Raw genomic sequence first — 10,727 nt, 5'->3', positions numbered from 1 at the left:
CAGTCGAGCATGAAGATGTACGACATCGCCGAGCGTCTGGAATCGGTGATGTGGGACATCAAGAAGATGTTTCCGAACCTCGATTGGTTCAGCGCGGTCAGCTACCACATGATGGGCGTGCCGACGGCGATGTTCACCCCGCTGTTCGTGATCGCCCGCACCAGCGGCTGGAGCGCGCACGTGATCGAGCAGCGCATCGACGGCAAGATCATCCGCCCGAGCGCCAATTACACGGGGCCTGAGGATCTGGCGTTCGTGCCGATCGACCAGCGCTGAGGCAAGCGCCGCTGACACGCGGGGCCGTTTCGACGAAGGTCGGGCGGCCCCGTGTCGTTTGTGTGACCCGCGTGGCAGCCGGGAAGGGCCGGGCCGGGGTACTACTGGCGGACAGGGGAACGTCGTAGCCGCGGGAGGGGCCCGCCGCGCGTCGTTTGGGGGGATGCCATGCAGACCAGATGGTGCAAGACAGAGGCCGGACGCAACGAGATCCAGCAACGCACGCGCAAGTTGCCGGCGGGGCTGCGTTCGATCCTGCTGCTGGTCGATGGCCAGCGCAGCGACGACGAACTGCAGGCGATGATGAGCGGCCTGCATGCGCCCGACGATGCGCTCGGCCAACTGGCGACGGACGGACTGATCGAACGCCGCTCCGGTGCCGCCTCGATGCTGGCGGCCGTGGCCGCCACCAAATCGAACGACGGTGCGCCCCCGGTCATCATGACCTCCGCCGAACGCTACAACCTGCTGTATGCGCGCATTACCGACGACATCCGTTCGCACATCGGCCTGAAGGGCTACTTCCTGCAGCTCAAGGTCGAGCGTTGCGCGAACGCCGATGATCTGGAAGCGCTGCTTCCCGATGTCGCCACTGCGATGACGAAGGCGCGCGACCACACCTTCGCCACGCGTTGGCTGGAGGACGTGCGCGCGTCGCTGGGCTGACGCGCGCCGCGCAGGATCAGGCCAGGCCTTCGGCCTTCAGCGCGGCCTGCACGCCGGCATCGGCCTCCATGCGCTGCTTGAACGCGGCGACGTTATGCAGGCCCGACAGGTCGACGCCCATCCGGTCTGCCCAGCGCAGCGTGATGTAGAAATACGGATCGGCGAAGCTGCGGAAGCCGGCCAGCCAGTCGCGGCCTTCCAGTTGACTGTCTGCCTGCTCGAACAAGCCGCGCACGCGCTTGCGCGCTGCGTCCTTCACCGCCTCGAACTGCGTCTCGTCGCCGATGAAGCGGGCCGGTCCGAACAGCGGATGGAACGCYGGGTGCAGGTCGGAATTGACGAAGGACAGCCACTTCGCGGCCTGCGCGCGCTGCTGCGGCGAACCGTCGCCGGCCAGGTGCGCCTGCGGATACGTGTCGGCGATGTAGCCCATGATCGCGGCGTTCTGGGTCAGCACGAAATCGCCATCGACGATCGCCGGCACCGCGCCGGTGGGATTGATCGCCAGGTACGCCGGCGCCTTCATCTCGGCGGCCGTCATCACCTGAACGTCGAACGGCTGGCCCGTCCACTGCAGTGCGATGTGGTCGGCGGTCGAGCACGCGCCGGGCTTGGTGTACAGCTTCATGGTGTCCCTTGGGAAAAAGAAAGGCCCGCGATTATCGCGGGCCTCGGATGTTTCCAATGTGATGCGCGGTGCAACGGATCGTGTCGCCTACGAACCACAGGCATCGCGGGGGTTTGCCCTCACCCCTTGCCCTCTCCCGCGAGAGAGGGGGAGCAGGGGCCATGCGGCTCCGGCTGCGGCGAACGGATCAGCGCGTGCGCGTGGCTTCGAAAGCGCTCGGTCTCAGGAGCGGGGCTTGAGCTTCTGCACGCGCAGGAACGTGTGGTCGCCGATGGTGGCCACGTGGTACGCGTTGCGCCAGCTCGGGCTGGCGATCTGGTGCGCCATGAAGTGGCTGGCGCCGGGTACGATTTCCTTGCGCTGGCCGGGCGGCAGGGCCCAGTTGCGTTCGGCGTTAAGGGCGACGGTGACCGACTGGGCCCAGGCCTCCGGGTTCTTCAGGCGGGTATTCGGCCCGACGATGGTCGGTGCGAACTGCTTGCGGGCGGTGACCACGGAGCAGACGGAATCACCCCACAGGCCGCTGTCGCGGCGGCGCAGGGCGACCTCGGCGACGGCCTGCTGGCCGCGGAGGGTCTGGTCGCGGGCTTCCAGGTAAACGGTGGTGCTGAGGCAAAGCGAATCGGCGGCCGGCTGCGGCAACATCTGCGACAGCCATAGGATCCAGGCCAGTTTCATGGGAACTCCTTGCTCCGTCTTTCCCGCACCCCTGCCTCTCCCGTCACGCGGGGAGCGGCAAACCTGGGACATGCGGCAGGGCGTCATGGGGAGGCAGCCTTCACACGGGCTGCCCGGGGACCGGCAAGGCCGGATCAGAGGGATCCGAGCGCCGGGCTCAGCCCGCCTGAACTGGGCGGCGGGCCGGAAAGTGGGCGCAAGGTAGGGGGGGGCGTCCCAACTCGGCCTGAACGGGCTGGCTTGACGGCGGGGGCACCCATCTGGCTGGAAACTGTGAGGGACGTCGCAGGAAGCAGGCCCGTGGAGCGGAGATTGCTGCGTCTCTCAGCCCGAGTCGCTGCCGCATTCCGGGCGGTCGGGAGTGGGGCAGGCTCGACGCAACGATGTCTTTGAGGCGTTTGTTCGGGCTGGTTCCAAGCGCCAGTAGAGCGGAGCTTGCTCTTCTGCTCTTGCCCAGGATTTCCAGGATTCCAGCCGTTCCGGAGTCGAGCAAGCTCGATTCTACGGAGGGCGCGCTTACAGACTTGCCGCCAACCGGCTGCCCTGGTCGATCGCGCGCTTGGCATCCAGTTCCGCGGCCACGTCGGCGCCGCCGATCAGGTGCGCCGTCCGGCCGGCGGCCAGCAGGGCGGCCTGCAGCTCGCGCCGCGGCTCCTGACCGGCGCATACCACCACGTGGTCGACCGGCAGCAGCTGGTCGGCGCCGTCCACCTTGATGCGCAACCCGGCATCGTCCACGCCCAGATACTCCACCCCGCCAAGCATCTTCACCTGCTTGGCCTTGAGTGTGGCCCGGTGCACCCAGCCGCTGGTCTTGCCCAGGCGGGCACCCGGCTTGCCCGGGCTGCGCTGGAGCAGCCAGACCTCGCGGGCGGGCGGCTCCGGATGCGGGCGTGCCAAGCTACCGCGGGCTTCGAAGGTGGGATCCACGCCCCATTCGGCCATCCAGCGGGCCGGGTCCAGCGAGGACGAAGGCCCTTCATGGGTCAGGTACTCGGCGACGTCGAAGCCGATGCCGCCGGCACCGATCAGTGCGGCGCGTGCGCCCACCTTCACCCGGCCCGACAGCACGTCCACATAGCTGACGACCTTGGCGTGGTCGGCGCCCGGGAAGGCGACCTTGCGCGGGGTGATGCCGGTCGCCAGCACGACTTCGTCGAAGCCGGCCAGATCGTCCGCCGCGACCGGAGAGGATAGTTTCACCTCCACGCGTGTCTCTTCCAGCTTGTGGCGGAAGTAGCGCAAGGTCTCGTGGAACTCCTCCTTGCCCGGGATCCGCTTGGCATRGTTGAACTGCCCGCCGATCTCGTCTGCCGCATCGAACAGGGTCACCCGGTGGCCCCGCTCGGCGGCGACCGTCGCGCAGGCGAGTCCGGCAGGGCCGGCGCCGACCACCGCGATGGTCTTCGGCGCGAACGTCTTCCTGTAGGTGAGGTCGGTCTCGTGGCAGGCGCGCGGATTGACCAGGCAACTGGCGAGCTTGTTCTCGAACACGTGATCCAGGCAGGCCTGGTTGCAGGCGATGCAGGTGTTGATGGCCTGCGGTGTGCCGGCGCGCGCCTTGGCCGTCCATTGCGGGTCGGCCAGCAGCGGGCGCGCCAGCGACACCATGTCGGCCTTCCCGGCGGCAAGGATGCCTTCGGCGACCTCGGGCATGTTGATCCGGTTGGTCGCCACCAGCGGCACGCGCACGTGCGGCTTGAGCTTGGCGGTGACGTCGACGAAGGCCGCGCGCGGCACCGAGGTGACGATGGTCGGCACGCGCGCCTCGTGCCAGCCGATGCCGGAATTGATGATCGTCGCGCCCGCGGCTTCCACCGCCTTGGCCTGCTGGACGATCTCGTCCCACTGGTTGCCGTCTTCGACCAGGTCCAGCAGCGACAGCCGGTAGATGATGATGAAGTCCGGGCCCACCGCCTCGCGCACGCGCCGCACGATCTCCACCGCGAAGCGCATGCGCTTCTCCGGCGTGCCACCCCAGGCGTCGTCGCGCTTGTTGGTGCGCGGCGCGGTGAATTCGTTGATGAAATAGCCTTCCGAACCCATGATTTCCACGCCGTGGTAGCCGGCGTCGCGCGCCAGCTTCGCCGCGTTGGCGTAGGCGCTGATCTGGCGTTCGATCCCGCGGGCCGACAGCGCGCGTGGAGTGAACGGATTGATCGGTGCCTTGAGCCTCGACGGCGCCACGGTCAGCGGGTGGTAGCCGTAACGGCCGGCGTGYAGCAACTGGGCGCAGATCTTCGCCCCATGCTCGTGGACGGCCTTGGTCACGAACTTGTGCGGCCGGGCCTCCCACGGCCACGACAGCTTGCCGCCGAACGGCTTCAGCCAGCCCACCAGGTTGGGCGAGAAGCCGCCGGTGACGATCAGGCCCACGCCGCCGGCCGCCCGCTCGGCGAAGTACGCCGCCAGGCGCGGGAAATCCTTGGCCCGGTCCTCCAGCCCCGTGTGCATCGAGCCCATCAGCACCCGGTTGCGGACCGTGGTGAAGCCCAGGTCGAGCGGCCTGAACAGGTGGGGGTAGGGCGAGGAGTCGGTGGCGGCGGTCGACGTCATGCGGGCAGTGGATACGCGGGCGTATGGGTGGGCGCACGATGMCGTGAAACACCGGGGCACGCAAGCGCGGTCGGGACAGTGGAGGCCATCATCGCGCGGCGAGGTCTGTGGGAGGCAGGCGGGCGGGCAGGGCTTCCTGCTCGATGCACAGAGGCTGCGCGCGCAGCGCGTCAGCGACGCCCGCCCAGCCAGCACGTCCAGCCCATCGGCACATGGCCTGCAGCAGATCGGGTGCAGGTACCGACACGTCGTGCACGGAGATCGGCAGGATGTCCGCAGGCGTCATCAGCCATGGCCGCAACCGATGGCCGCTCGCGGCGACGGTATCCGCGAGGACGGCAGCGATGCGGAAGCCGCCCTCGTCAATGTCTCCCCAGTGCCACACCGGAATGTCCGGGGGCAGCGAACTCAGCAGTCGGGCATAAGCGCGCCGCCAGGCCGGAGACGGCATGCCGCCGGTGTAGACCACCAGCGCGCGCTCTACGCCTGCCGTACGTGCGGTGTCGTGGAAGCTGGCCAGGTTCTCCACGCTCAGCACGCATGCGGCATCGGTCCGCACGCCCCGCACGGCGTCTAGCGGAACGCCGAGGAAGGTCGTGGCGAGCGGCAGTTCCACGTCGCTGTCCAGCAGCAGCGTGCCGGTACCGGCGACCAGCAGCGGCTGCGGCTCGCGGCGAAGGCCCAGCGAGGCCCAGACGTGTTCCTTCTCGAGGGGACCATCGGCAGCCAGCTGACCGCTACCCAGCAGGTCCAGCCACGGGGTGAGCTGTTCGAGCCGCTTGCTCGCCTGCGCACGCCCTGCGAACAGGCGTGCGCTCTCGCGGCGGAGGATGCGTTCATGGGCCTCGTCGGTGAGGCGGGCGCGCACTGCCAGCGCGGCGTCGGCGAGGTCGAGTGCCGCCTCCGGACCGTGGCCGCGCACCTTGCGGTCGGCCCGCCACGCCGCCAGCACGTCATTCAGCACCGGGAAGTCCGTCAACCACGCCGACAGCGCCCCGGCGGCTTCGCGCACGCGGGCGTCCAGCAAGGGCACGCCCAGGTGGTCGGCCAGTACCTCGAGGTCGATCACGGTGAGCCGCAGCAGGCGCTCACCGTCGCCGCGATGCCGGTCGCGCTCGACCTTGACCGCGCCGGCGCGTTCGGCGATGGCGACCTGCGCGTGGAAGCTCTCGCGTTCGGCCAGCGTGCGCAGCGACGCATAGTCGCGCGCGCTGGCTTCGGTCATCGGCAGCGATGCGGGGGAGGCATCGCCGCGCAGCCGGGCGCGTTCGCCCTTGCGCAGCAGCCGCTCCAGCACGCGCCGGGCGTCGCTCACGCCGGCGCCTGCTGCCTTTCGATGCGGGCGGTTTCCTCGGCCAGCAGCTCCGGATGCAGGTCGAACTGGTCGGACAGCAGGAGTGCGCGCGCGGCGGCCTGCACCTCGATGCGCTCGGCCTGCAGCAGGTCGCCATCGCGGAACAGTTCGATGTAGCTGTCGAGCACGCCGCTCAGCGTGCCCTGCGCCGTGTCGGGTGCGGCCAGCACCAGCTGCAACCCCAGCGAGCGCAGGTAGTTGGTGGTGGCGCGTGCATTCTGCGCGTCGATCTTGTCGCCGAACTCGTCCAGCAGGATCAACCCGAGGCCGCCCGGATGCGCCTCGCTCTTGCCGTAGGCCGCCGCCAGCGCAGCACCGGCGATCACGTACAGCGGCGCGCGGTGCTCGCCGCCGGAACCGGACCGCATGCGCTCGCTGAGCGTGCCGATCACGGCGTCGTCCTGGCGGATCTGCACTTCGAAGCGGAAGAAGCGGCGGTAGTCGTCCAGCGGGGAGGTGGCAGTCCGTGCGGCAGCGCCGTCCTCGATCAGCTCCCGGAACGCCGCCGGCACCTCGCCGGCCGTGCCGAACAGGGTGTCTTCACCGCCGATCTCCACGGCGCGCTTGATGAAGCGCTCCAGTTCGCGGAACTCCGGCACCACCTCGTAGTGGAACTGGTAGCGCTCGTTGTTGGAGAACGGCGGGCTGCTGCGCAACGTCCGGTTGAGTGTGGCGATCTGCTGGCGCAGGCGGATGAAGTTGTCGTTCAGCGCCGCCGCTACGCCGGCGCGGAAGGTGTCCACGGCGGTGTCATAGGCCTGGCGCGCCTCGCCTTCGTAGCGCACCAGGTCGGTGTCGCGCAGCTGGGCCAGTTCGCGCTGGAGCAACGCCAGCGCCGGTCGCCACGCACTGGCGTCGAAATCGACGTCCAGCTGATGGTCGCGCGCGTACTGGGCCAGCGTGCTCCAGGCCTCCGGCAGCAGCTTGGCGAGCTGTCGGTCGCTCTCGTCGGCACGCCGCTCGCAGGTGGCGCTACGTTCTTCCAGGGTCTCGACCTTGGCATCCAGTTCGTCGCGATGCCGCTCGATCAGGTTGGGATCGACGTCGGGATCCCCGAAGGCATCGACGGCGCGACGCGCGACTCGTTCCTCCTGTTCGCGCAGACCGGCGAGCAGGCGGCGACTGCGGTCCAGATCGGCCACGGCGACCGCTTCCTGCCCGACCAGGGCATCGGTACGCGCCTCGCACTCGCCGAGTTGCGTGGCGAGTGCGCGCACGGCATCGGACAGGCGGAGCAGGTCGGGATCCAGCGCGGCGAGGCGGCTTTGCTGCGCAGCGCGATAGCGTCCCGCGACCTGGCGATGTTCCACCGCGCGCTCGTGCAGCGCCTGTGCGACCGCATCGGCGTCGGCCAGCCGCGCCAGGCTGCGCTGGCATTCATCGGCGCGGCGCAGGTGCGGCTCGATCTCGCGGACCTCGCGTTCGGCTTTCTCGATTTCTTCGTGCAGCACGCGCAAACGGGCGCGGTTGTCGGACGCGCCGATGCGAAGCTCGCCGGCGGCAGGCAGGCGCAACCGCTCGATGCTGCCGCCGCGCGCCAGCAGGCCGTCGCGGGTCAGGCCCTGGCGGCTGCGCACCAGCTCGGCTTCGGTGTCCACGCAGCGCAGCTCGCCCAGCTGCCTGCGCAGGAACGCCAGGGCATCGTCGTTGACGCCTTCCAGCAGCGCGGCGACGCTGCCGACCGCAGCGTCCCGCCCGCGCAACTCGCGCGCCTGGCTGGACAGCGCCAGTTTCACGCCGTAGACCGAACGCCCGCCGGACAGGCCGCGATACAGCTTGACCGCGCGTTCTTCGTCGGCGGCGGGAATCAGCAGCGCCTCCACGTTGCTGCGCAGATAGGCTTCGATGGCGGGCTGCCATGCGGGATCCGCGACGCGCACCAGGTCGCAGACGGGGCGCGCATCGATGCCCGCCTCGCGCAGGTAGCTCATCAGCCGCACGGTATCGGCATGCAGTTCCGCCTGTCCGGCGGCCAGGCGCTTCTGGTTCTGCCGCGCGGCCAGCAGCGCGTCGCGCGCCTTGTCGTACGCGGCGTGCAGGTGACGGGCGTGCTGGTCGACCTGCTCGCGCAGGGGCGCGGACCTGCTCAGCGCCTGGCGTGCGTGCGCGAACAGGTCCTCCGGCGTCCAAGGCAGCGCCTCCCCGTCTGCCAGCGACGCCAGCGCGGCATGCCATGTGTCCCACTCCGCGCGCGCCGCGTCCACGGCACCGGCCTCGATGCCGTCGAGCGCGAGCGCATCGAGTTGGCGGAAGGTATCGCGGACGAAACCGATATCGCGTTGCAGCTCGCGGATCACCTGTGCCAGGCGCTCGCGATCGCGCTCGGCCAGTTCGTCGAGTTGCGCCTGTTCGCCATACCCGCTGCTCCCCTGCAGGCGGGCGGTGGCACGTGCTTGTTCATCGCGCAGCATGTCGCGTTCGGCGCGCGTGTCGATCAGGTGGCGGCGGGTATCGGCGAGGCCGTTTTCCGCACGGGTCACGGCGCCTTCGGCCTGATCCAGCTGTTCGCGGTACAGCTCCCGCGCGTATTCGGCGGCCAAAGCGCGGTAGGACGCGGCCCGCACGGCCTGGGTGGCGATGCGGTCGTACTGCCGCTCGACGCCTTCGGCCGCTTCGATGCGCTGGCGCACCTGTGCGATGCGGTCGCGGATCTGGCGGAAGCTCTCCAGCAAGGCACGGAAGCGGGCGATGTCGGTGGGCCTGTCCTCGGCTACCAGCGTGCGCACGAACAGGTCCACGTCCTCCACACGTTGCAGGTTGAGGGCGTTGAGGAATGCCTTGCGGTAGGCGTTGATGTCGGGGTTCGCGGTGGGCGAGGCGCGCAGGCGCAGCAGCAGGTCCTTCACGAAGCGCTCGGCCACGGTGTGCAGTTCGGGCGCACCGCCGGCCGCCTTGCAGCGGCGCACGGCCATCTCGCGGAAGGTCGGCCAGGCCAGCGGCAGTTCCTTGCCCTTGACCTGTTCTACATGGTCGGCGAGCTCGAGCGCCACGCCCGGCAGCAGGTACAGCCCGTGCAGCCGATGGTCGGGCTCGTCGACCGATGCGCCGAGTGCGATGCCGGCGGTCAGCAGGTCGCCGGTGTCGGTATCGCGGAACACCAGCGAGATGTAGGTGGTGGCGGTGCGCCGCTTGCGTCCGTCGTCGCCGCTGCGGAACACGCCCAGGCAGTAGTCGCGGATGGTGCGCGCACGATGGCTGCCGCCGGCCTGCGCGTTGAACCGGATGCGGCTGCGGTCGCCGCCCAGCAGCACGATCTGCAGCGCATCGAGCAAGGCGCTCTTGCCGGCGCCATTGGGCGCGATGATGGCGGTGGTGGCGTCCAGTTCGAGGGTCTGTGCCTCGAACAGGAAGAACTGCACCAGGTGCACGCGCTCAAGCTGCTGCATCGCCGTCCTCCGTGACGTCGTCGTTGTCCGCGCCGCCGGCGTCGTCGTCGCGGTTGTGCTGGTCCAGCCGTTGCAGCCACTGTTCGCCGACGATCTCCACGATGGCGGGGCGCACGTGCAGGTGGAATGGCTGGGGATCGTCCGGTTCCGACTCGACCAGCCGGCACGTGCCCCAGCGTCGCAGGGTGCGGGCGAGTTCGCGCAGTGTGCCGACATCGGGCATCGGCCGCCCGGCCAGTGCCTGGTAGGCCTCCTGCAACTCGGGCAGTTCGACGGTGACGACACCTTCGTCCTCCACCATGCCTTGTCTCATTGCTTCGTCATAGCGCTGCCGCAGGACCAGCAGCAAGAGCGTTTCGCCCAGCGTCACCGGAACGCCCTCGGCATGCGCGGGCAACGCCACCACGTAGCGGTAGTGGGCATTGCGCTCCAGGCGGATGCCGAGCGGGGCGAGCGCGGCGATGAAGTCGTCGAAGTGGTCTTCCACCAGGTGGTACGCCAGGCGCGTATTGYGGTCGCTCGCGTACAGCACCTGCTCCACCACCAGGCGGTAGGCGGCGCGTTCGAAGTCCTGCACGGCGTAGACGCCGTTGGAGAGTTGGCTGAGCGTATTCCAGCTGCGTTTCATGCGGTTTTCCGTGAGGGCGTACCGATGCGGCGCACGACGAAGCGTGGCGCGCGCAGATAGCCGTTGTCGTCGTGGCCGCCGGCATCGAGCAGTTCGACGCGATACCCGCGCAGCAGTCGGCCCAGTGGATCCTCGCGTCGCAGGCCGCCGGCGCGATGACTGCGCAACGCGAGCGTGAGCAGGGTCTGGTAGGCGCGCAGGTCTTCGATGCTGGCGATGGAGAACGCGCCGGAGTCGACGGCATCCGTCGTCTCCAGGTGCGGGCCGACATAGCGCGCCATGTCCTCGGCGGTGACCAGGCGCGCGCGCTTCATCCGGCGCAGCAGGTTGAGCCGCGCGAGTTGCTCGGGTGTCGGCGGCTGCGTGGCGTTGGCGCTGCGTGGGATGGGCTGCGGCTTCTGCCGCGGCGGGCGCAGGCGGCTCGCGTCCATCAGCGCGCCTGGCGCCACCGGCAGTCGCAGTGCGCTTTCCGGCGCATGCTGCACGCCACGACAGGCACGGCGCAGCAGGATGTCCAGCTTGTCGGGTGCGCGCAGGCGATAGTCGAGGAAGGCG

The 10,727-nt window shown here is 69.5% G+C and carries 9 protein-coding genes; 2 read left to right on the top strand and 7 right to left on the bottom strand.

The features are described from left to right. Both AC04L7_RS05525 and AC04L7_RS05520 read left to right on the top strand, forming a co-directional pair. On the top strand, positions 1-276 hold a 276-nt coding region (locus AC04L7_RS05525; protein WP_475512656.1), incomplete at its 5' end, for a citrate/2-methylcitrate synthase. A 168-nt stretch (positions 277-444) separates the two neighbouring features. Next, positions 445-942 (top strand): hypothetical protein, encoded by a 498-nt coding sequence (locus tag AC04L7_RS05520; protein WP_435306604.1) that lies wholly within the window; start codon positions 445-447, stop codon positions 940-942. Positions 943-958: 16 nt separating this feature from the next. Here AC04L7_RS05520 and AC04L7_RS05515 read toward each other — a convergent pair whose 3' ends face one another. The 7 genes from AC04L7_RS05515 to AC04L7_RS05485 form a co-directional block, all read right to left on the bottom strand. Further along, complete coding sequence (locus AC04L7_RS05515; RefSeq protein ID WP_435997270.1) at positions 959-1,570, bottom strand: glutathione S-transferase family protein; 612 nt, start codon at positions 1,568-1,570, stop codon at positions 959-961. A gap of 222 nt (positions 1,571-1,792) precedes the next feature. Beyond that, positions 1,793-2,248: a cell wall hydrolase gene (locus AC04L7_RS05510; RefSeq protein WP_296279047.1), complete on the bottom strand. Its 456-nt coding sequence runs from the start codon at positions 2,246-2,248 to the stop codon at positions 1,793-1,795. A gap of 516 nt (positions 2,249-2,764) precedes the next feature. Next, entirely contained in the window at positions 2,765-4,804 is a 2,040-nt protein-coding gene (locus tag AC04L7_RS05505) for an FAD-dependent oxidoreductase (RefSeq protein WP_475512655.1), read from the bottom strand. A gap of 88 nt (positions 4,805-4,892) precedes the next feature. After that, on the bottom strand, positions 4,893-6,119 hold the full coding sequence (locus AC04L7_RS05500; RefSeq protein WP_296279049.1) for a Wadjet anti-phage system protein JetD domain-containing protein: 1,227 nt from the start codon (positions 6,117-6,119) through the stop codon (positions 4,893-4,895). After that, positions 6,116-9,544, bottom strand: a complete 3,429-nt coding sequence (locus tag AC04L7_RS05495; RefSeq protein ID WP_435997275.1) for an SbcC/MukB-like Walker B domain-containing protein — start codon at positions 9,542-9,544, stop codon at positions 6,116-6,118. The genes AC04L7_RS05500 and AC04L7_RS05495 overlap by 4 nt, the downstream gene beginning before the upstream one ends. Continuing rightward, the gene (locus AC04L7_RS05490) at positions 9,531-10,172 is read right to left on the bottom strand and encodes a DUF4194 domain-containing protein (protein ID WP_475512654.1); all 642 of its coding nucleotides are present in this window, start codon (positions 10,170-10,172) and stop codon (positions 9,531-9,533) included. Before AC04L7_RS05490 ends, AC04L7_RS05495 begins: the two co-directional genes overlap by 14 nt. Further along, a partial coding sequence (locus AC04L7_RS05485; protein WP_475512653.1) for a Wadjet anti-phage system protein JetA family protein occupies positions 10,169-10,727 on the bottom strand: 559 nt, incomplete at its 5' end. The genes AC04L7_RS05490 and AC04L7_RS05485, both read right to left, overlap by 4 nt.

It is taken from the genome of Pseudoxanthomonas sp. LjRoot204_2, assembly GCF_056175765.1.
The sequence above is the reverse complement of the archived record's forward strand: the minus strand, read 5'-3'. Positions and strand labels throughout refer to the sequence as shown.

Excerpts from the sequence above, each read along its gene's own strand:
- AC04L7_RS05520 (WP_435306604.1), top strand. The coding sequence starts at position 445 with ATGCAGACCAGATGGTGCAAGACAGAGGCCGGACGCAACGAGATCCAG.
- AC04L7_RS05510 (WP_296279047.1), bottom strand. The coding sequence starts at position 2,248 with ATGAAACTGGCCTGGATCCTATGGCTGTCGCAGATGTTGCCGCAGCCG.
- AC04L7_RS05495 (WP_435997275.1), bottom strand. The coding sequence starts at position 9,544 with ATGCAGCAGCTTGAGCGCGTGCACCTGGTGCAGTTCTTCCTGTTCGAG.